At 30.4% G+C, this 21,784-nt stretch carries 23 protein-coding genes and 1 other annotated feature; of the genes, 13 read left to right on the top strand and 10 right to left on the bottom strand.

Annotated elements, in window-relative coordinates; all coding sequences use genetic code 11:
• Positions 1-25: 25 nt before the first annotated feature.
• From L1S49_RS02330 to L1S49_RS02300, 7 genes are all read left to right on the top strand, one after another.
• Entirely contained in the window at positions 26-982 is a 957-nt protein-coding gene (locus L1S49_RS02330) for a D-2-hydroxyacid dehydrogenase (protein WP_238902390.1), read from the top strand.
• Positions 983-1,191: 209 nt separating this feature from the next.
• Positions 1,192-2,142 carry a hypothetical protein gene (locus L1S49_RS02325; protein ID WP_238902389.1) on the top strand — a complete coding sequence of 317 codons (951 nt, stop codon included), beginning with the start codon at positions 1,192-1,194 and terminating at the stop codon, positions 2,140-2,142.
• Between the two features lie 127 nt (positions 2,143-2,269).
• Positions 2,270-2,836 (top strand): hypothetical protein, encoded by a 567-nt coding sequence (locus L1S49_RS02320; protein ID WP_238902388.1) that lies wholly within the window; start codon positions 2,270-2,272, stop codon positions 2,834-2,836.
• 360 nt (positions 2,837-3,196) lie between these two features.
• Complete coding sequence (gene speD, locus L1S49_RS02315) at positions 3,197-3,616, top strand: adenosylmethionine decarboxylase (RefSeq protein ID WP_021801253.1); 420 nt, start codon at positions 3,197-3,199, stop codon at positions 3,614-3,616.
• A 14-nt stretch (positions 3,617-3,630) separates the two neighbouring features.
• Complete coding sequence (gene speE / locus L1S49_RS02310) at positions 3,631-4,476, top strand: polyamine aminopropyltransferase (protein WP_238902387.1); 846 nt, start codon at positions 3,631-3,633, stop codon at positions 4,474-4,476.
• Positions 4,477-4,519: 43 nt separating this feature from the next.
• Positions 4,520-4,711 (top strand) — a binding site (T-box leader).
• Positions 4,712-4,831: 120 nt separating this feature from the next.
• Positions 4,832-6,502 carry a 2-isopropylmalate synthase gene (gene leuA / locus L1S49_RS02305; RefSeq protein ID WP_238902386.1) on the top strand — a complete coding sequence of 557 codons (1,671 nt, stop codon included), beginning with the start codon at positions 4,832-4,834 and terminating at the stop codon, positions 6,500-6,502.
• A 102-nt stretch (positions 6,503-6,604) separates the two neighbouring features.
• The gene (locus L1S49_RS02300; protein WP_238902385.1) at positions 6,605-7,579 is read left to right on the top strand and encodes a glucosaminidase domain-containing protein; all 975 of its coding nucleotides are present in this window, start codon (positions 6,605-6,607) and stop codon (positions 7,577-7,579) included.
• 29 nt (positions 7,580-7,608) lie between these two features.
• Here the strand turns inward: L1S49_RS02300 and L1S49_RS02295 are convergent, their stop codons facing one another.
• Positions 7,609-7,881 (bottom strand): acylphosphatase, encoded by a 273-nt coding sequence (locus L1S49_RS02295; RefSeq protein WP_238902384.1) that lies wholly within the window; start codon positions 7,879-7,881, stop codon positions 7,609-7,611.
• Positions 7,882-8,023: 142 nt separating this feature from the next.
• Here L1S49_RS02295 and ndk point away from each other — a divergent pair, with 142 nt between their 5' ends.
• Complete coding sequence (gene ndk, locus L1S49_RS02290) at positions 8,024-8,422, top strand: nucleoside-diphosphate kinase (RefSeq protein ID WP_073020069.1); 399 nt, start codon at positions 8,024-8,026, stop codon at positions 8,420-8,422.
• A 52-nt stretch (positions 8,423-8,474) separates the two neighbouring features.
• Here the strand turns inward: ndk and L1S49_RS02285 are convergent, their stop codons facing one another.
• Genes L1S49_RS02285 through L1S49_RS02270 form a run of 4 tightly spaced genes read right to left on the bottom strand, consistent with a single transcriptional unit; the run spans position 8,475 to position 12,755 of the window.
• Positions 8,475-10,322, bottom strand: coding sequence for an extracellular solute-binding protein (locus L1S49_RS02285; RefSeq protein WP_238902383.1), 1,848 nt, complete (start codon positions 10,320-10,322; stop codon positions 8,475-8,477).
• Positions 10,322-11,158, bottom strand: coding sequence for an ABC transporter permease (locus L1S49_RS02280; RefSeq protein WP_238902382.1), 837 nt, complete (start codon positions 11,156-11,158; stop codon positions 10,322-10,324). Before L1S49_RS02280 ends, L1S49_RS02285 begins: the two co-directional genes overlap by 1 nt.
• Complete coding sequence (gene potA / locus L1S49_RS02275; RefSeq protein WP_238902381.1) at positions 11,151-12,200, bottom strand: spermidine/putrescine ABC transporter ATP-binding protein; 1,050 nt, start codon at positions 12,198-12,200, stop codon at positions 11,151-11,153. The genes L1S49_RS02280 and potA overlap by 8 nt, the downstream gene beginning before the upstream one ends.
• Before the next feature lie 15 nt (positions 12,201-12,215).
• Positions 12,216-12,755, bottom strand: coding sequence for an XRE family transcriptional regulator (locus tag L1S49_RS02270; protein WP_021801263.1), 540 nt, complete (start codon positions 12,753-12,755; stop codon positions 12,216-12,218).
• Between the two features lie 214 nt (positions 12,756-12,969).
• On the opposite strand from L1S49_RS02270, the gene L1S49_RS02265 reads away from it, so the two are divergent.
• Complete coding sequence (locus tag L1S49_RS02265) at positions 12,970-14,046, top strand: GNAT family N-acetyltransferase (protein ID WP_073020026.1); 1,077 nt, start codon at positions 12,970-12,972, stop codon at positions 14,044-14,046.
• Between the two features lie 22 nt (positions 14,047-14,068).
• Here L1S49_RS02265 and L1S49_RS02260 read toward each other — a convergent pair whose 3' ends face one another.
• Together L1S49_RS02260 and L1S49_RS02255 are read right to left on the bottom strand one after the other, a co-directional pair.
• On the bottom strand, positions 14,069-14,383 hold the full coding sequence (locus tag L1S49_RS02260; RefSeq protein ID WP_238902380.1) for a DUF948 domain-containing protein: 315 nt from the start codon (positions 14,381-14,383) through the stop codon (positions 14,069-14,071).
• A 1-nt stretch (position 14,384) separates the two neighbouring features.
• Complete coding sequence (locus L1S49_RS02255) at positions 14,385-14,774, bottom strand: YtxH domain-containing protein (RefSeq protein WP_238902379.1); 390 nt, start codon at positions 14,772-14,774, stop codon at positions 14,385-14,387.
• Between the two features lie 214 nt (positions 14,775-14,988).
• On the opposite strand from L1S49_RS02255, the gene L1S49_RS02250 reads away from it, so the two are divergent.
• The 3 genes from L1S49_RS02250 to L1S49_RS02240 all read left to right on the top strand — a co-directional run bounded on the left by L1S49_RS02250 (position 14,989) and on the right by L1S49_RS02240 (position 16,445).
• The gene (locus tag L1S49_RS02250) at positions 14,989-15,381 is read left to right on the top strand and encodes a DUF2721 domain-containing protein (RefSeq protein WP_021801267.1); all 393 of its coding nucleotides are present in this window, start codon (positions 14,989-14,991) and stop codon (positions 15,379-15,381) included.
• A 38-nt stretch (positions 15,382-15,419) separates the two neighbouring features.
• The gene (locus L1S49_RS02245) at positions 15,420-15,803 is read left to right on the top strand and encodes a hypothetical protein (protein ID WP_238902378.1); all 384 of its coding nucleotides are present in this window, start codon (positions 15,420-15,422) and stop codon (positions 15,801-15,803) included.
• Between the two features lie 63 nt (positions 15,804-15,866).
• A complete protein-coding gene (locus L1S49_RS02240; RefSeq protein WP_238902377.1) occupies positions 15,867-16,445 on the top strand; it encodes a hypothetical protein in 579 nt (192 codons plus the stop codon).
• 42 nt (positions 16,446-16,487) lie between these two features.
• Here L1S49_RS02240 and L1S49_RS02235 read toward each other — a convergent pair whose 3' ends face one another.
• The gene (locus tag L1S49_RS02235) at positions 16,488-18,920 is read right to left on the bottom strand and encodes a PBP1A family penicillin-binding protein (protein ID WP_238902376.1); all 2,433 of its coding nucleotides are present in this window, start codon (positions 18,918-18,920) and stop codon (positions 16,488-16,490) included.
• 93 nt (positions 18,921-19,013) lie between these two features.
• On the opposite strand from L1S49_RS02235, the gene yunB reads away from it, so the two are divergent.
• The gene (gene yunB / locus L1S49_RS02230; RefSeq protein ID WP_073020019.1) at positions 19,014-19,652 is read left to right on the top strand and encodes a sporulation protein YunB; all 639 of its coding nucleotides are present in this window, start codon (positions 19,014-19,016) and stop codon (positions 19,650-19,652) included.
• A 103-nt stretch (positions 19,653-19,755) separates the two neighbouring features.
• Here the strand turns inward: yunB and L1S49_RS02225 are convergent, their stop codons facing one another.
• Both L1S49_RS02225 and L1S49_RS02220 read right to left on the bottom strand, forming a co-directional pair.
• A complete protein-coding gene (locus L1S49_RS02225; protein ID WP_238902375.1) occupies positions 19,756-20,763 on the bottom strand; it encodes a substrate-binding domain-containing protein in 1,008 nt (335 codons plus the stop codon).
• 10 nt (positions 20,764-20,773) lie between these two features.
• A complete protein-coding gene (locus tag L1S49_RS02220; RefSeq protein ID WP_238902374.1) occupies positions 20,774-21,784 on the bottom strand; it encodes a substrate-binding domain-containing protein in 1,011 nt (336 codons plus the stop codon).

Raw genomic sequence — 21,784 nt, 5'->3', positions numbered from 1 at the left:
AGGAATTTTAGGAGGAAGAGTATTCATGAGAAAAATTGTGATATTAGATGGAATAAGTATGGGGAATGTAGATTTTAGCTTATTAAATTCTTTGGGAGAAGTAACTTATTATGATTTAACAGAGGATAATGAAGTTGCTTCAAGAATTCAGGATGCAAATGTAATTTTAACTAATAAAGTTGAATTGAATAAAGATAATTTGTCAAACGCAAAAAATCTTGAGCTAATCTGCGAAATGGCAACAGGTTTTAATAATATAGATATTGAGTATGCTAAGGAAAAGGGGATAGCAGTAACTAATGTTGCAGGTTATTCTACAAACTCAGTAGCTCAGCATACTTTTGCAACTCTTCTACATTTGTACAATGAAATTGCTTATTATGATGACTATGTGAAAAGTGGAAATTATGCTAAAAGCCCTATTTTCACTCATATAGATAGAGAGTTTAATGATATCTCAGGTAAAACTTGGGGAATAATAGGTCTTGGAGCAATAGGAAGAAAGGTTGCGGCTATTGCTGCTGCCTTTGGTGCAGAAGTTCAATATTACTCCGCATCAGGAAATAACAACAATGCTGACTACACTAAGGTGGAGCTTGATGAACTTCTATCAACTTCAGATATAATATCGATACATGCTCCACTTAATGATAAAACTTTAGGACTTATTAATTATGAAAACTTAAAAAAGATGAAGAAGAGTTCAGTTTTAGTAAATATGGGTAGAGGACCGATAGTAAAAGAAGAGGATTTAGCAAAAGCTTTAGATGAGGGTTTAATAAAAGGTGCAGCTTTAGATGTATTTGTTTCAGAACCAATAGGAAAAGATAGTCCTTTATTACAGATTAAAAACAAGGATAGACTTGTTGCAACTCCTCATATAGCTTGGGCAAGTGTAGAAGCTAGAGAAAAGTTATTTGGGTATTTAATTGAGAATATAGAAGCCTTTTATAAGGGAGAAAAGAAAAATAGAATAGTTTAACAACTTATGGTTGAGAACTGAAAGTTGAGAACTAATAGAGAAATATAAAATGCAACTTTTATGAATTTTAGAAATAGGGACTTGTAATGAGATTTTTATAATCTTTATGGCAAGTCCTTCTTTTTTATTGATATTATCATAGAAAAAAATTACAATAAAAGGGGGACTATATCAAGTTTCACTTGCTTCTAGGGATGGAGGAATGCTATATGGCTAGAGGTAAATTTCAGATATTAATTAATGAAGGAATTAGGCTTAAAAAAGAAAATAAATTTAAAGATGCTATAGATATGTTTACAAAAGCAAAAGAAGAAGCTTTAGAAAAGGATGAGGAACTAACTTGTTTAGTTTCTATGATAGATTGTTCAGTTAACTTAGAAGACTATGAATTAGCTGAAAAATTATGCTTAAAGGTACTTCTTAAGTTTGGTGAAATAGAAGATGCATACCTTAATCTAGCGTATATTAAGGAGAAGCAGAGACAATATATAGATTCATATAGAAATCTACAAAATGCTTATATAATATCCAAAAAAGAAGTTTATAAGGAAAACTTAGATTCTAGGTGTTTAACTTGGGAAAAAGAGCTTTGGATGGAGTACAAGTACAATATAAGTAGTTTAGAATTTAAAAAAGCATCAGAAAACTTAGAGGATTTATTTTGTTTAATTGCTATACAAGGGCAGGGAGAAATAACTAAAGAAGAAGCATATACTAAGTATATATCTTTATTAATTCAAACTAAGGAATATTCTAGGATCTATAATCTGAGAAACAGACTTAGATCATTAAGGATATCGGAAGAAGATATAGAAGAACTAATAGATGAAGAGTACTTTTTTAAAAAAATTAAAGCCTCACTTAATGATAAAAGCATATATTTTATGTTTATTGACTTTTTATTAATAAAGGAAAAGAAAAGCCTATATTATCTTGAAAAATTAAAATTATCAATGGAATTTTTAGATAAAGAATATTTCAAGTGTTTAGTGGAAAAATACTTACATAGAACAAAAGATGAAAAAATTAAAAATAGAGAAAAAGAATACAAAGTTGAGATGGAAATATACGACTTAGCCTATAATTATTTGTTAAATGATTATGAGGAATTAGCTAAGGCTATACAAGAGGAATTAAGTGAACTAAGAAAAGTTAAATAGTATAAATATAGTAATTATGCTATAATATTCTCAAAACAAAAATAGGGAAGTGGCTATTTTAAATAGTCACTTTTATACTCTATCTTAGATATTCAGCGAGAGACTTAATAGTATAGGAAGTGATAATATGAATAATATAACGGTAAATGATGTGTTAGATCAGACACCACCTGGTGCCGCAGTACCTTTAGTGGTTAATTTTAATGGGAAAGATGTGCCTTTTATATTTATAAAAGACTACAAAGATCTATTAGACTATATTAGCCAAGAGGTAGATATAAGAATAAAAACTGCCTATATTGAGAATAAAAAAGTTACCATACTTTTAATTTTAATTAAGATAGGGGAGGTTGAAGAAAGTATCTATGATATGTGGTTTGATTATGGAAATAAGGTTCAAAGAGATTTTCTTCAAAAACTTTTACATGAAGAAGAGATAGTTCTTGATGTAAGGGATGAAACTAACGAAAGGTTATGCTGTCTTAGTATTAACAACGAATTAATTTTGCCTATTGAAGAATATGTTCATAGAGTTAACAAAATAAAATTAGTAAAAGGTGAAACTGATGGTAATGTGATTTTCCTTCAAAATGTTGAAAAATATAATTATTGGAATGAAGATGATGTAGCTGACCTTTTGGAAAATGTATTTATGGATTATGAAGATTTAGAAGAACTTTGGGATAATTTTTAACCAATATATATAGGAAATTATAAATAATAAAAGAAAATGTGAGTAAATTAAGATTAGTTTAGTATAAAGTAAGCTGATCTTATTTTTTCGCCTAATTTTGGATTATATATTAACATTTAAAATATGATATAGTATTTATTGGTTAATATATATAAAACATCAAGTTTAGTAAAAGTAAACAAATGAAAAAAGTTTAATAAATTAAACTTGAAATTTAATATTAGTAAACAAAATATATATAAATTTATATAAAAGTTTATATAAATAGTATTTAAGGAGGTTTTTATGTTATTCGCTGTGTTACTACAAAAATATTTATGTAACATATAGGACATATTAAATATTAATGGAGGGATTAAAATGAAACTAGAACAATTGGGAAGACACATTTTAGTTGAATATTATAATTGCGATAAGGACTTACTAAAGGATCATAAAATAATCGAAGAATATATGAGAGAGGCAGCTATACGATCAAAGGCTACGATAGTGACTAGTTGTTTTCACAGGTTTAATCCCTGGGGAGTTAGTGGTGCAGTAATAATACAAGAATCTCATTTAACAATTCATACATGGCCAGAATATGGTTATGCGTCTGTAGATTTATATACCTGTGGAGATACAATAAATCCATGGGATGCATTTGATTACTTAGAAGATGTACTAAAAGCAGAAAGAAGTGAATCTACGGAAATTGCTAGAGGAATGGTTGAGAAAATAAGAAATTATTCTAAGGTTCAAGATGAAGTTATAACTTTTAAACCTATGGATGTTAAATAGTTGGAGGAACAAAGATGGAATTGTGGTATACAGAAAATCAAACTGAAAATGTTAAATTTTCAATGAAGGTAAAGGAACATATATTTACAGGACAAAGCGATTTTCAAAAAATAGATATTATAGATACTTATGAATTTGGAAGAGTTTTAGTTATTGATGGATGGACAATGGTTACTGAAAAGGATGAGTTTATTTATCATGAAATGATAACTCATGTTGCCTTAGGAGTTAATCCTAATATAAAAAGAGCTTTAGTAATAGGTGGAGGAGATGGAGGTACAGTTAGAGAACTTACATCTTTTAAAAATATTGAAGAAATTCACATGGTTGAAATAGATCCAGTTGTTGTAGAGGCATCTATAAAATACCTACCTTTTACTTCAAGCAAACTTTCTGATGAAAGAGTTAAAGTCTTTTATCAAGATGGATTAGAGTATGTTAAAGATAAGGAAGATTATTATGATATAATAATTGTAGACTCTACAGATCCTATAGGGCCTGGAGAAGGACTATTTACAGAGTCATTTTATAAAGACTGCTTTAAGGCTTTAACAAAGGATGGAATTATGGTTAACCAATGTGAAAGTCCATATTATCCTAATAACGCTAGAGAAATGAAGCGATCATATAGTAAGATTAAAAATATTTTCCCTATATGTGAAGTTTATCAATACAACATGCCTACATATGCATCAGGACATTGGTTATTTGGATTTGCATCTAAAAAATATCATCCTTTAAAGGACTTTAAAGGGTTTGAATTTAAAGAAAAATTAAACTATACTAAATATTATAATGAGGATATTCATAGAGGTTCATTTGCTCTTCCTAATTACGTTAAAAATAATTTGGAAAAATAGGGTTGACATTTATATGGAATTAGTATAATATTTTACTAAAATATCAAAGGCGATGAATGAGAGTAGTAAGAAGAAGAGTTTTTTAGAGAGCAGTCGGTTGGTGTAAGTCTGCAGATGAATTTTCTGAACTCGCTCAAAGAGCTGTGAATTGAAATTAAGTAGATTCAACCGGTTAATAACCGTTATTTTAATTAAGTTATAAGTTTGGATGGTACCGCGCCCTTGCGCTCCAATATGGAGTGTTAGGGCGCTTTTTATGCTTTAGGAGTTTGTAATAATTTCGTATATATTTATAAAGTTAAAAAGAAGCTGAGAACTCTACCGTCCAATTTCAAATAAAAAAGGGGGCTAAACTATGAAAAGAGAAGGATTTAAAAAGTATAAGCAGTATCAAAATGTAGAATTAAAAGAAAGAAAGTGGCCGAGTAATCTAATAACTAAAGCACCAATATGGTGTAGTGTAGATTTAAGAGATGGTAATCAAGCGCTTAGAAATCCTATGAGCTTAGAGAAAAAGATGGAGTTTTTTAATCTCCTTGTTGAAATGGGGTACAAGGAAATTGAAATAGGTTTTCCAGCAGCTTCGCAAATAGAATTTGATTTTACTAGACATCTTATAGAAAATAATTTAATACCAGAAGATGTTACTATACAAATATTAACTCAGGCAAGAAGAGAACTTATAGAAAAGTCCTTTGAAGCTCTTAAAGGAGCAAAGAAGGCAGTAGTACATTTATATAACTCTACATCAGTTGCACAAAGAAGAGTTGTGTTTAATAAATCTAAACAAGAAGTTATAGATTTAGCAGTAGATGGTACTAAAATTATAAAGGAACTAACAAGAGAATATCCAGAAACTAAATTTACCTTAGAATATTCTCCAGAAAGCTTTAGTGGAACAGAATTAGATTATGCATTAGAGATATGTGATGCAGTGGTTAAGGAATGGAAACCTACTATAGAAGATAAGGTAATTTTAAATCTTCCTACAACAGTAGAGATGTATACACCTAATATATATGCAGATCAAATAGAGTGGTTCTCAAATAATATAGAAAATAGAGAATGTATAATACTTAGTTCTCATCCTCATAACGATAGAGGAACAGCAGTTGCAACTGCAGAACTTGCTATGCTTGCTGGGATAGATCGTATAGAAGGAACTCTATTTGGTAATGGAGAGAGAACTGGGAATGTAGATTTAGTTACTTTAGGATTAAATCTATATACACAAGGGATAGATCCAGAGATAGATTTTGGTAAGATAGATAATATAGTAGATATATATGAAGATTGTACCGAGATGATTATTCCAGAAAGGCAACCTTATGCTGGGGAACTTGTGTACACTGCATATTCAGGTTCTCATCAAGACGCTATCAATAAAGGACTTGTTGATTACAAAGAGGGCGGATACTGGGAGGTGCCATATCTACCTATAGATCCTAAAGATGTTGGCAGAAATTATGAAGCTTTAATTAGAATTAACGCTCAATCAGGAAAAGGTGGAATAGCCTTTATCATGCAAAACTATTATGGATTTACTATACCTAAATTCATGCAAAAGGATTTAAGTTTAGTTATTCAAAACATTGCAGATAAAAGTGCAAAAGAAGTTAATGCTGAAACTATATTAGAAGCCTTTAAAGATAACTATTTAAATATATCATCCCCACTAGTCTTAGAGAGCTTTGAAATCAGTAGTAAGGAGTTTTCAAGTCAAGACATATGTATAAAGGCTGAGATGAAAAATAATGGTGAGAAGGTTAATATAACAGGTTCAGGTAATGGACCTATAGATGCCTTTGTTCATGCCTTAAATGGACTATTTGGAGGATGTAAGGTAACATCATATACTCAGCACTCTTTAGGAAGTGACTCAAATGCAGAATCAGTTGCATATATTGAAATAACAGATGACAAAAATGAAAGTTATTATGGAGTAGGTACAGATAGTAATATCATATTAGCTTCCATAAAAGGAATAATAAGTGCAGTAAATAAAAGGATAATAACGTTAAGTTAAGAATTTGTAACATATTTTTAATAAAAACACCAGAAATTTTCTGGTGTTTTTTATATTCAAACTAAAGGGATTTATGATATTATGTTAAAGTGAGGTGGTTTAATGAAAAAAGGAAGAGGGCTTAAAATTTTAGCTACACTTATGGTTATAATGCTAATTGGGGCTTTAGGGTCAGTATATGCTCTTAAAAAGTACAACAGATACAAGTTAGAGCAAGCAAGACTTAAAAACATAGCAATAACTAAGGACATAATTAGATTGTATGTAGATGAAGCAGATAAAATGGGTGTAGAAAAGATTCAGTTAAATTGGAAAGAGCTTGCAGCAATTAGTGCTGTAAAAGCAAATAATTACATAGTAAACGTTGATGAAAATGAAATAGAAAACATAGCTGAAAGTTTTATAATAGAAAAACAGTCAGGTGGTAAAACATATTACGGCTCAAAAGATATGCTAGAGGTAGCGGCGGACTTAAAATTTGATGATAAACAAACATCAAGAGTAACATCATATTATGAACAATTAGATGACCTGGGACTATATTCAGAGAATTTAAAGAAAGACTCGCCTCAAAGAAAGTTTGTTGAAAGTGTTAAACCTTATGCAATAGAGGTTTATGAAAAGTATGGTATATTACCTTCTATAGTAGTTGCACAAGCTTTTTATGAAAGTCACTGGGGAGAATCAGTATTAAGCCAACAGGCAAAGAACTACTTTGGCATAAAGGCTGATACTAGTTGGAAGGGAAAAACCGTAACTATGGAAACCACAGAGTTTCATAATGAAAAAATAAAAGATAAATTTAGGTTATATGACACCGTATCAGAGTCTTTTGATGATTATGGTAACTTCTTAACTACTCATCCTAGATATAGACAGGCGGGGGTTTTTGAGGCTAAAGATTACGAAGCTATGGCAAAGGCTTTAGAAAAAGGTGGATACTCAACAGCACAAAATGCAAAAGGTGAAAAGGTATATGCAATAGATATATACTCTATCGTAAGGGCAAACGATCTTATGATATTAGATAGCCTTGTATTAAAAAATAAATTTAATAAACAATTTGGGAATAGTTAAGGGTTCGAGTTGAACACTTAACTATTTTTTTAGTAGATTAGTTTAAAAGATTTTTCTTTATTTTCTAAAGGAGCTTCCTTTGAACTTATGTCATCAACAGAAGAAAAGCCATTTCCTTTATAAAGCTCGCTTATTAGTTTAAGGATATGCTCTTCGTCTCCTTGAGCAAAAATTTCAACATTTCCATTGGATTGATTTCTAACTGTTCCAGTTAAATTAAGGGTGTTGGCCTTAAGAAGTACAAAATATCTAAAACCAACTCCCTGAACTCTACCAGAAGCAATAATATGGTATCTCTTCATAATTACCTCCAACCTTTAATAATAAAATTATATCAAAAAGTTTCATAAAAGGAAAAATAAAAGAGAAATATTTTAATATTTGAAATTTACAGAATATTTGGTATAATATTAAGTAGACTGGAATATGGAGGAATTTATGACTATGATTGAGAAAAGTTTTGTTCTAATTAAACCTGATGCAGTTGAAAGAAATTTAATAGGAAAGATATTGGATTGTTATGAAAGTAATAATCTAAAAATAGTAGCTATGAAGCTTTTTAAAGTTGATAAAAGTTTAGCTGAAAAACACTATGAAGAACATAAAGAAAAAGTATTTTATGACAACCTTATAAAATATATAACAAGAAGTCCTTTATGTGCTGTGATTTTAGAAGGTGAAAATGCAGTAGAGGAAGTAAGAAGGATAAATGGAGCAACAGATCCAGAAAAGGCAGAAGAGGGAACTATAAGAAAGCTTTTTGCAGTTAATAAAACTGAAAACTCAGTACACTCATCTGATTCTAAATCTAGTGCTGAAAGGGAAATAGCACTTTGGTTTTAAGTTGTTTAATAACATATAAAAAACGGATTCTTTTAAGGAATCCGTTTTTGTTTTAATGACTTTTTATTTCAAGCCATGCATCATCATAAAGTTTTATCTTATCTCCTAAATCTATAAACACTTCACATTTGTCTAAGATATCTTCAGGAGGATATGCAGCTTCATCTTCTTGAGTTTCTTCATCTAGAAGCTCATAAGCAGCAGCATTAGGTGTAGAGTATCCAATATACTCAACGTTTTGTTTTGCATTTTCTGGGTCAAGTAAGAAGTTTATAAAGGCTTCAGCTTCTTCTTTGTGTTTTGAACCTTTAGGAATTACCATAGTATCAAACCACTTATTACTACCTTCCTCAGGAACCACATAAGCTAAGTCAGGGTTCTCTTCCATCATATAGATAGCGTCTCCAGACCAAACTGTAGCTAAAGCAGCTTCTCCACCTATCATTCTATCCTTAACTTCATCAACCACATATGCTTTAACTAAAGGTTTTTGTTTTATTAACTCATCTTTAGCTTTAGCTATTTCTTGTGGATTAGTAGAATTTAAAGAATATCCTAATCTCTTAAGAGAAATAGCTAGAGTATCTCTTATAGAGTCAAACATCATTATCTCCTTAGTATATTTAGGATTCCAAAGAATGTTCCAAGAATCTACAGGGTCATCAACCATAGTTGTGTTGTAGATTATACCAACAGTTCCCCACATATATGGTACAGAATATTCATTGTTAGGGTCATATGAAAGTCCTTTATAATCTTCATCTATATATTCATAGTTAGGAAGATTGTCAAAGTTAAGTTTCTCAACCATATCTTCTTTAATCATTTTCTCTAACATGTAATCAGATGGTACAACTATGTCATAGTCGGAATTACCACCCTTTAGTTTTTGATACATTATTTCGTTTGTATCATATTCTTCATAGTTTACCTTGATGCCTGTCTCTTGTTCAAACTTGTCAAGTAAATCTCTATCTATGTAATCACCTACGTTAAATACATTTAGGGTTTTGGTAGTAGAGTTACTCTTTCCAACAAATACTAAAGTAGAAACAAGTACAACAATAGCAAGAGCAAAAGCTAAGGCTTTGTTGTTATTTTTGTTAGTTACTTTCTTAGTTTTCTTTTCGGAAGTTAACTCTTTCTTATTTACAAGAAGTAAAAGAGAAAGTACTGTAATAAACATCAAAGTTGAAAGTGCATTTATTTCTGGTTTAATTCCTCTTCTAGCCATTGAGAAAATCTCTATAGAAAGATTTGAAACTCCTGAACCTGTAGTAAAGAAGGAAATTACAAAGTCATCTATACTCATGGTAAAAGCCATCAAGAAACCTGCTAAAATACCTGGTTGTATTTGAGGAATTATTATCTTTCTTAAAGTATAACTAGGTGTTGCACCTAAATCTAAAGCTGCATCTGTTATATTAACAGGCATCTGTTTAAGTTTAGGTAAAACAGATAATATTACATAGGGTATATTAAAGGTAATATGGGCTAAAAGCATTGTTTTATATCCAAAAGTAAGACTAAAGAAAACAAATAAACTCATCAAAGCTATACCTGTAACTATGTCTGGATTAAGAACAGGTAAATAGTTTATGTTTAATAGAATGTTCTTAAGTTTACCTTTCATATTAAATATACCGATAGCTGCAATAGTACCTATAATAGTTGCAATAGTTGCTGATGATAAAGCTATAAGTATGGTGTTATATAAGGCTCTTAGAATCTTATCGTTGTGAAGAAGCTCTATATACCACTTGAAGGTAAATCCTTGCCAAGATGCCATGGATTTAGAATCATTAAAGGAAAACACTAATAAAGCAAGTATAGGTGCATATAGAAATAAGAAAATTAAAAACATATATACCTTTGAGCTTATACTTTCTAATTTTTTCATTATAAAATAGCACCGCCTTCCTTACTGTTGTCACCTTCATATCTAGACAGTATAGCCATAGATATAAGAATTATTATCATCATAAAAATTGAAATAGCAGATCCAAAATTCCAATCCCCTATATTCGTAAATTGCTGTTCTATAAGGTTACCAACTAACATGTATTGTCCACCACCTAGAAGGCTTGAAATTATAAAAGTTGATACAGCAGGCATAAATACCATTGTTATACCAGACATTACCCCTGGGATTGATAGTGGGAAAATAACCTTTTTAAATACGATTGATCTATCTGCACCTAAATCTGCAGCAGCATTTAATAAATCAGAATCAATCTTTATTAGTACTGTATAAATAGGAATAATCATAAAAGGTAAAAAGTTGTATATCATTCCTAAAATAACAGCAGTATCTGTATAAAGTATATCTATAGGACCTAAACCTATCTTCATTAAAAGCGTATTTATGATACCATTTTTGCCTAAGATAGAAAGCCAAGAATAGGTTCTAAGTAAAAAGTTCATCCACATAGGAAGAATAATGAGCATTATAAGCATATTTCTACTACTAGCAGCTTTTTTAGAGATTATATAAGCAATAGGGTAGCCTAAAACTAAACAAGCTAAAGTTGAGATTAAAGCTAAGCTTAAACTTCTTCCAAAAACCTTTAGGTATTGAGTTGAAAATAGTTTTTGATAGTTCTCTAAGCTGAAAACATAAGAATCATCAACTTTTACAGTGAAGCTGAAAAATAACACTATAAGTAGTGGAATAACTATAAATAGAATACTCCAAACTAGGTAAGGGTAAGCTGCAAGTCCTTTTCTCTTATTCATTTTCACTCACCTTTCTCATTATGTGAATATCCTCTGGGAATATATTCATTCCTAGAACATCTCCAACTGAAGCGTTTTTAGTATTATGTATTATCCATCTTCTATCAGCTTCCATAAGTTCTATCTCATAATGAACACCTTTAAAAATTACTGAAGTTACAGTTCCAAATAACATTCCTTCTTCTTTGGAAGTTATCTTAATATCTTCAGGACGAATTACCACTTCAATTTCTTCATTTTCTAAGAAGCCCTTATCCACACATTCGAAATCTTTATTACAGAAGTTTACGTTAAAATCTTCTTTCATAATTCCAGGTAATATGTTACTTTCTCCTATAAATCTAGCTACAAAAGAGTTTGCAGGTTCGTTATAGATATCTTCTGGCGTTCCCATTTGTTGAATTTTACCGTTATTCATAACTATGATTTTATCAGACATAGTTAAGGCTTCTTCTTGATCGTGAGTTACAAATATAAAGGTTATACCTAACTTTTGTTGAATCTTTTTAAGCTCAAGTTGCATTTCTTTTCTAAGAATTAAATCTAAAGCACCTAAAGGCTCATCTAGAAGCAAAACTTTAGGTTCGTTTACTAAAGCTCTAGCTATAGCAACTCTTTGTTGTTGACCACCTGATAAGGAGTCAATACTACGATTTTCAAACCCATCAAGAGAAACTAATTTAAGAATATTTTTAACTTTTTCATCTATTTCATCTTTGGAAAGCTTTTTTATTTTTAAACCAAAAGATACATTATCATATACATCCATGTGTGGGAATAATGCATACTTTTGGAACACAGTATTAAGAGCTCTCTTATAAGGAGGAATATTATTAATAACTTTCTCTTCAAAAATAATGTCGCCTTTATCAGCTGATTCAAAACCTGCTAATATCTTTAAGGTTGTTGTTTTTCCACAACCACTAGGACCTAAAAGAGTCAAAAACTCATTTTTCTTTACACTAATACATAAGTCATCTAATACCTTATGCTCATCATAATTTTTTGATACATTTTTAATTTCAATAATGTTTTCTGACAAAACAAACACCTCTTTCTAAAATGATGGGGGAGTACTAATCCATATAACCTTTGCTGAAGTTTTACCAGGATTAGAAATAAAGTGATTTTCCCTAGGTTTAAAATAAAAGCTTTCGCCTTTTCTAACTTTGTATTTTCTGTCGCCTAAATGAAGAGTTATTATACCAGATAAGACATATCCAAATTCCTCACCTTCATGAGGTTCTTCTTCTACATATCTTCCATCTGGATCAAGAGTTATCATAATAGGTTCCATTTCATTTTTTTGAGCATTAGGTATTAACCACATAAGGGAATACTTAAGCTCAGAGTCTTCTTTTTCAAACATGTCATCTTTAGTGAAAGTAACTCTTTCTTGATTGTCTTCACTAAAAAACTCTGTAAGGTTAGTACCTAAGATTTCTAATATATCTATTAAAGTAGCTATAGATGGAGAAGTTAGATCATTTTCTAGTTGAGAAATAAATCCTTTAGAGAGTTCACATCTATTAGCTAATTCTTCTTGAGTTAATTGTTTCTCGATTCTTAATCGTCGTATTTTATCACCTATTTGCATATAAACACTCCTTTTAAGTTGTGAAATGTAAGTTTTACTAAACTGAAAGTTTAAGATTACTAAACAAACAAATATTATTATATAGTCAATAAATAAGTAAATCAAGATTTTTTTACCTCATAAGTTACAAATAACTATCAAAAATAAAATGCAATTGATAAAAAAGTTAAAATATGAGATATTATTAGTATCAAAGGAAATTATGGGTGATTATATGAAAAATAATTTATATAGGCGTGATGGGAAATTAATATACATTAAACAGCCGGAATTCAATGAATTAGAATATACCCAGAGATTGTGGAATGATGAAAAGACAATGGAGGATATAGGGGGCGTTTTTAATTTCCCTAAAGAAAAGTGGCAGCTATTTTATCAAAAAATGATTTATCCTTCTGATGGTAAGAACTTTTATTGCTTGATTTATAATATAGATAATGTACCTATTGGAGAAGTCAGTTTTCATGGATATGACTCTGCAACTAAGATAGCTAGGTTTAATATTAAGATAGAAGATAAATACAGAAGACAAGGATATGGAAAAGAAGCTATTAGATTGTTATTAGAGTATTATTTTTTAGAATTTGGTGGACAAATTATGATGGAAAAGGTATTAAATAGATATCCTGAAAGTATAGAGGATACCTTTGGTTTTGAAGTCATAAGGCAGCAAAAAGGAGAATTTACTTATAGAATTTCTAAAAGTTCTTTTTTAACTATATCTAAAAGCGAAAAGAAAAATGTATGTTGTGTAGTTTATGATGGTGTAGATTTTATGGAAATTGCATCAACCTTTGAACTATTTAATCTCTTAAATAAAGTAGCTGATAAAGAAATATTCGATTTATATACAGTAGGAGAGCGGACTGTTAAAGCCTCAAATGGAGTAGATATAATTCCAAGAAGAGGTATAGAAAATGAACTTTCTTCCGATATACTTATAATACCAGGGGGAAGCAGCTTCAATAATGTATTAAATGATTCAAAACTTTGCAATTTCGTAAAAAATGAGTACAAGTCTTCGGATTTTATAATTGCTACTGGAGAGGGAATCTTACTATTAGCTCAATGTGGATTAATTAAGGATCACACTATTGCAGCTCCTAATTTTATAGTTGATAAAGTTCAAGTATTATCGCCTTCAACTACTATAAGTGGAAAAAACTTTGTAGATAATGGGAGAATAGTTACAGCTAGAGGTGGGAAGAGCTCAATGGAAGGAACTTTTAAAATTATTAATGCTATAGTAGGAGAAGAGTTAACAGAAAAGTTATTAGAATATATAGAATAAAAAAAGCGACATAGTCGCTTTTTTATTTTTTAAATGTAGTTAAAATTATTGATAAGATGTCTTTAAAAATAACCATATTGTTTATAAGGCTATCTTTAGCAACGATAACATCAGCAGTAACATCAGTTGCTGCATCACTGATATCTTTAACATTGCCAGTTATATCAGCAATGTTAGTTGTTGTTTTATTTATGTTTTCCTTATTAGAAGTTAGGGTAGAGTTAATATTGTCTAATAAACTTGATAGTTTTTTAAAAGTTAGGGCTAAGTAACCTAAGGTTATAACAAGAGCTATTCCTATAATACCCCAAAATATATATCTTATATCAACGTACATCTTATTCCTCCAAGTTATCAGCTATTTCTTCAACTGCTTCTTTAACTTCTTCAATCTCCTTATTAACTACATCAGCATTTTTCTTAGATTCTAGGTATGAAGCAATTTTTTCTTTAGCTTCTTTTACATTAGAAATAGTTTCTTCTTTTTTGTCTTTAGCTAAAGCAATTGTATCATTTACAGTGTTTTTTATATTTTCATTAGTTTTTTTATAAGCATCCTTAATGTCTTCTCTTGTTTCTTTACCAGACTTAGGAGCTAAAAGTAATCCACCTAGAACTCCAAGAGCTATACCAGCAGTAGCACCTGCACTAATTTTTTTTGCTGATTCTATCTTTTTTCTCTTTAATTGTTCTCTTTTCTTTTTTTCTACTAAATCTCTTAATCCCATGTTTAGTACCTCCATTTTCTGAATTTATAGAATAATTATACTACATAGTATAAAAATGGACAAGTTAAATATGGATAGAGAAGAAGTTATATGTTTAATTAGTAAAAATAAGTGAATAATTGAAATAAATTTGTAGAAGTATTATTACAATGTTATAATGTTGGAACATTACAATATTATAATATTATAACATTTTACAAATAGGAGAAGAGTAATGAAGTTTGAATTAACCACACCTGCCTTATTATTTACAGCTATTTCATTGTTGATATCTGCATATACAACAAGATTTTTAAATTTAGCTCAGTTATTAAGAAGTTTAGATATTCAGTATAGAAAAGAAAAGGAGCCTAGATTTTTAAAGCAGATTAGAAATTTAAATAAGAGAATACAAATTATAAGATATACTCAAATTGCTGCTGCAATAAGTTTCTTTTTATGCGTATTATCAATGTTTAGTATATTTTTAGATAGATATTTACTGGGAGAAATAACCTTTGGAATGTCACTTATAGCTTTGCTTATTTCTTTAGGATTATCTATTTATGAAGTGCAGATATCTGTTAAAGCAATAAGTGTACAAATTGAAGATTTAGAAGATTGTTAATCTAGAGCTTAACTTATGATAAAGAATAGGAGAAAAATATGAAGTTAAAGGTAAATAAAAATAAAAGAGGTCTCCTATTTTTAGAATTGTATATAAAAGAAGAGGAAAAAGATACCTTTATAAAGAGGCTTATTTTGGAAGGGAAGAAAAAAGATAAAAATAAATATGTACTTCCTCTCAAATACTTATATCCCTTGTTCAAAAATTCTAAAAATAGTGATGTAGAACTAGAAATGTCCTCAATTAAAGAATTTTTAGAGTTTAGTGATGAATATGAGGAAAATTATTATTATAAAGAGAAAGCTGATGCAATTTATATGAGGCTTTGGAGAGAAAATAATTGCCCATACATATATAAATATACCCTTGATGTAAGCAATAATCAGATTCATAAGCAAATTTGTTTTCAAAAGTTAACTTAAAATATTCAACATTATTCGACTGGAAGAATATACTAAAATAGGAAGTTAAAAGGGGGTAATTATATGATACACTCAGGTACTAAGTTATCTCCACCATGGGTAACTCAAAGAAACAAAATTGCTTATACCATTGGATTAGACCCTCAAGTGGAAGTTGGAGAACTTGAGGAAAGATCTTGTGAGAAATATGTTGTTAGGATTTTAGTTAATGATAATAAAAAAGCTAAAGCTATTGCCACTATGCTTGTTCCAGAGTACGTATACGGCGAAAGTAGATTAAAAATAAAGGTTTATGCACCTTGTGAGATACGAGTATATCCTCGTATTCATAAATTAAATGGGGAAGAGCTGTCAAAGCTTTTAACGGATGCATTAGGTGGAAACCCATTATATAGAGGATTTGTAATTACAGATGGTATAATTCCAACTGCTGTTGCAGAAACTGTCGGGCAAGTAGTAGGTATTATAAAAAAAGAGATAGTACAGTTTTTTAATGATGATATAACTGATTTGTGCGGTAATTATAATGAGGTTGCGTCAAAGGTTTTTAATAGCATAATAAGAAGAGATTATAACCCTGCTACACTATCTTTTACAACAGAAGATAGGGAATGTTTGATTGGACTTAGTTCAAGGAAATAAACAAGGAGACTGAATTTTAATCAGTCTCCTTGTTTATTATTTTTAATGAGTTGCAGGTTTTGTTGGATCGGTATTAGATGGTGTATCATTTTTTTCTGTATCATCATCTTTTTTGTCATTGTCTTTTTTAGGATCATCTTTTTTGTCATCAGATGGTTTGTAATCATCAAGTTCTGTAGGAGGAGCGTATTTAGCATCTGGACCTGTAGCTCCTTTAATAAATACTCTTTCCTCAATTAAGTTTGCAGGAGTACTTGCAGTTGCAAGCTTTCCATTAAGCTTATTAACTTTAGCAATAACATAAGAATCATCAGTTTCTGTAGGTTCAGAACCATCTATAACCCAGTCATTAACAACCTTACTTCCTCTAGGATCACGAGCTGTGCCTTCGCTTGGAAGTTTCCCAGATAAAGAAGATAGAGGCATTTTATGAATTCCTGAAGGTTGAGGTATATCCTTAACTTCTAAACCTTCATGGGCCTTAGCCATTATTAACCCCCATAATCTAGCAGCCTCACCGCTACCACCACTTAATGGGTCTTCTCCTTTATCATAACCTACCCATACAGCCCCAGATAAGTATGGAGTTAAACCTGCAAACCATAAATCTTTACTGCTTGAAGTAGTACCTGTTTTACCTTGTACTGGCATAGCACCAAATTTAGCCTTACCTGAAGAATAGTTTTCAACTGGTTCCTTAAGTAAGTCATAAGTTATATATGCTGCCTGAGCAGAAAGTATTGTTTTAGTTTTTGGAGTTTTTGTTAATATGGTTTTTCCAGTAGCATCTACAACCTTAGTGTAAAGTGCACCTTCTGTATAAATACCACTATTACCAAAGGTTCCATAAGCTTGAGCTAATATAAATGGATTACCGCCATCTGGATTTTTTGGGTCACTATCAAATTCACCTAGAGCTACTGCAGCAATATTTTTAGAGGCATCCGCATAAGTAAGTCCAAATTGTTCACCATAAGCTATTCCATTTTTCAAACCTATTTTATCTTCAACCTGCACTGCAACAACATTTTTAGATTCTCTTAAAGCCACTCTTATAGGAATAATACCACTATATTGATTAGGCGAATTTTTAGGATTATAAGGCGCTCCGTTACCTTTATATTTGTTTTGGAATTCTGTAGGTAGAGGAGCATCATTAAAGCCTGTAGCTGGATTAACCATTTTTAAATCTATAGCAGGAGCGTATACAGTTAAAGGTTTAGTAGAAGAACCTATAGGTTTTAGTATGCTGTAAGCTCTATTTAAAGAATTAGCATCCTGTTCACCACGTCCACCTATCATAGCTTTAACTTGACCACTTCTATAGTCCATAACAACGGCAGAAGCCTGAAGAGTATAAACACCTTTATCATTTTTTTCAGCGGATCTACCAAAGATATTTAAGTTGTTTTCATTATCTAAAACACTTTGAGCATGATCTTGAAGTGATCTATCCATGGTAGTGTATATTTTTAAACCACCATTTACTAACATCTTTGATATTTCAGCATCACTTAGTTTTAATTGTTCTTTTAAGTCCTTTTTAACTTGAGAAATGGCTGGATTAACAAACCATTCGTAGTTTAATTTATAAGATATCTTTTGAGTTTTAAATTCGTAAGCATCTCTTTTCTTTTCATCTAGAGTACTAATAGCTTGGTTATATTCTTCATCTGATATTTTACCTAGATCCTTCATTTTTGATAAAACGGTTTTAGTTCTATTTATGAAAGGAGTAGGGTCATTTTGCATTTTTTCTGTGTATGCGCTGTAATAAGATGGAGCTTGAGTAATTCCAGCTATATAAGCACTTTGTATTAAATTAAGATCTTTAGCTGGTTTTCCAAAGTAGTACATTGAAGCAGCTTCAACTCCGTATAACTTACCACCTAAAGGAATGGTATTAAGGTATGCTTCTAAGATTTGATCTTTTTGAAGTATCTTTTCTAACTTAGTAGCAAGGTACATTTCTGTTAATTTTCTTTCCATAGTAACATCGTTAGTTAAGATAGTATTTTTTAAAAGCTGCTGGGTTAAAGTGGATGCACCATGTAATCCAGATTTTCCAGTTAGCTTATTTTTAACATCAGTAAAAGCAGCCCCTGCAATTCTTCTTAAATCTATACCTATATGGTCATAAAATCTCTCATCTTCTATAGACACATAGGCATTTTTCAAATAATCAGACATATTATTAAGTGAGACCACGTAACGCTCTTCTTCGGTGTGTACAGTATCGATTAGCTGTTCATTGCTATCATATATGGCAGAAGGTTCACTTAAACTTAAAACTGAATTAACGTCTAGTTCTGGAGCACTTTTAATTATTGCATAAGCATATCCACAGGCGACTATAATTCCAGTCAATATAATAAATCCAATAGATAATGCAATGGTTTTAAATACTTTTCGGGATTTCTTTTTTTTCTTGGATTTATTTTTAGGTTTTTTATTTTCTTTATTGTTATTGTTCATTCTTTCCTCCTAAAACACATGAAAATGAATTAATCATCATTTAGTAATCATTATAACATAAAAAATGTTAATAATAAAATTGAGAGGTTGCATATGAAATATTATACTAAAAAAACATCAACTAATAAACGAATATTAGTATTTTTATCTATAATTATTAGCTTGTTAATATTATTTATATACATGTTAGATAAAATAATATTGTCAACCCTCATGGTTGTAGCAGATGGAGAGATGAGAACAAGGGCTATTGAAGTCATAGATCGAAACATTTTAGACTTATATGATAAAGAATTTAATTATGATGATATTATGAAAATAGAAAAGGATGGGCAAGGAAATATTACCATGATTAGAGCGGATACTATAAAACTAAACTCTTTAGCAGCTAAGGTTTCTTTAGAATCTCAAAATAAGTTAAGAGAGATGGGTGCTGTTGGGATAAAGATACCTATAGGATATATAAGTAAAAATGTTATATTATCTAATTTAGGACCATCAGTTAAAGTTAGAATGTTGCCTATAGGAAGTGTAAAGACAAATTATATATCTGAGTTTGAGTCAGCTGGAATTAACCAAACGCGGCATAAGATTTACCTTGAGGTTGAAACTTCAATAAAAGTTATAATTGCAACAAAAAGTGATGAAGTACAGATAAAAAACACCATACCAGTTGCTGAAACTATAATAGTTGGAAAAGTTCCTACTACTAATTTGGACTTTGGAAAATAAAATTAAGGTTGAAGATATATATGGTTATCTTCAACCTTAATAAGTTTAACTAGATTTTTACAATGTTATGCAAGGAGGTTAATTTTATAAATTAAATATAGGATTAATTATGAAGTGTATAAATATCACTAAACTTTATATACCCACTATTTATGAGAACCTCGTTTACGTTATTTTTATCAACAGTGACTGGTGTTAGAAGTATTGAGGGGACATTTTTTTCACCATTATATACAGTGGGATATATGTTAAGAATTTTATTGCTAGCTAAATTTATAGCTATGTCAATAGCAGTTTGCGCTTCTTTTCTAAAATCAGTGAAAACTGTCATAGCTTGTGTTCCATTGAGTATCCTTTTTACAGTATCAAGCTCTGCATCATGTCCAGTTACTAAAACCTTACCAGCAAGACCTTCTTCCTCTAAGGCTTTAATTGAAGCTCCAGCCATGGCGTCATTTGGAGCTAAAATAGCAACAATATTATTGTTTTCAAGAAGAGAATTTTTCACGACATTATAAGTAACTTCAGTATTATAGGCATTAATTGATGCGTCAGTAACAATTTTTATATTACCTATAGCCTGCAAAGGACGAATATAAACCATTGCCCCCTCTTTTAATAATATTGAATTAGCATCATCATTTCCTCCAGATAAAAAAATGTAATTACCGCGAGGAGCCCTAGTTGTAAGATATCTACCTTGAAGCTCACCTATGCTAAGAGAACTATAGGTTACAAAAAAATCAACATCACTATTTAAAATCATTCTGTCATATGCAACTACTTTAACACCTGCCTTTTTAACTTTTTCAACAATAGTAGAAGCTTCTTCTGAATTCACGGGAGCAATGATTAAAACATCTATGTTTTTTAATAAAAGTGCGTCAACTTCTATGCTTTGCTGACTTGTAGAGCTGGAGGTTTCACAGTAAGTTAATATTGCATTTTGTTTTCTTGCATAATCTTCAAGTAGCCTACCATCTTCAGGCCATCTAATTTCTCCGCCACCTACAGGCAAAGATATGCCAATATTTATTACTTTTCTATCTATTAATAAATTGTTATCATATTGAAACTTCATATAAAAATTTTCTGGCATCTGTATATACATTTATATCACCTCAGTTTTGCAAGGAGTAAATATCGTGTAGAGTAATATAACCGCTATTTAGAAGAACCTCTTGTATATTATTTCTATCAACAGTTACGGGGGCTAATAATAGTGAAGGAACTTCCTTTTTTCCATTATTTATTTCTATATATATATTTAATGGAAGGTTGTTAGCTAAGTTTATTGCAATATCAATTGCAGCTTCTGCCTCTTTTCTGAAGTCAGTGAAAATAGTCATAGATTGTGTTCCATCAAGAATTCTTTTTATGGCAGAAGGTTCTGCATCTAGTCCAGTAACAAGAACCTTTCCAGCAAGATTTTGTTCCTTTAGTGCCTTTATTGATGCACCTGCAAAAGCATCGTTTGGAGATAATATTGCCACAATATTATTGTTGTTTGCTGCAAGGGATTTTTTCACAACATCATAAGCTATATTAGGGTTCCAATCTTTAATAAATTCATCAGTAACTATTTTTATTCTCCTAATAGCTTCTAAAGGTTTAATATAAATCATAGCTCCATCTTTATATAGTATAGAATTAGAATCAGTCAGATCACCAGCGAGTACAATATAGTTTCCAGTAGGCGCTCTTTGAGTTAGATATCTCCCTTGTAGTTCCCCTATATTAAGTGAGTTAAATGCTACAAAGAAGTCAATATCAGCATTAAAAATAAATCTATCATAAGCAACAACAGGAATATTATACTCTTTAACTTTATCAATTATTATTGAAGCTTCATCTGAATTCACTGGAGCTATTATTAACACATCTATTCCTTGTGTTATAAGTTTTTCAACTTCTGCTAACTGGTCCGAGGTAGTTATAGTAAGCTCAGAAAATTTTAATAAGGCATTTCTTCTTCTTGCATAATCTTTAAGAAAGTTACTGTCAGATGGCCATCTCTCTTCACCACCACCTAAAGGCAGGGATATACCTATAATTGTCTCTTTTCTATTAAAAACTGAGTTTTCATCATATTTAACTTGAACATTAAATGACTCTGGCATGGATATAAACAT

This window comes from Clostridium sp. YIM B02506 (genome assembly GCF_022324845.1).
In the GTDB taxonomy this organism is placed as follows: Bacteria; Bacillota; Clostridia; order Clostridiales; family Clostridiaceae; genus Clostridium_T; species Clostridium_T intestinale.
Note: the sequence above shows the minus strand (reverse complement) of the source record. Positions and strands in the feature narration are given on the sequence as shown.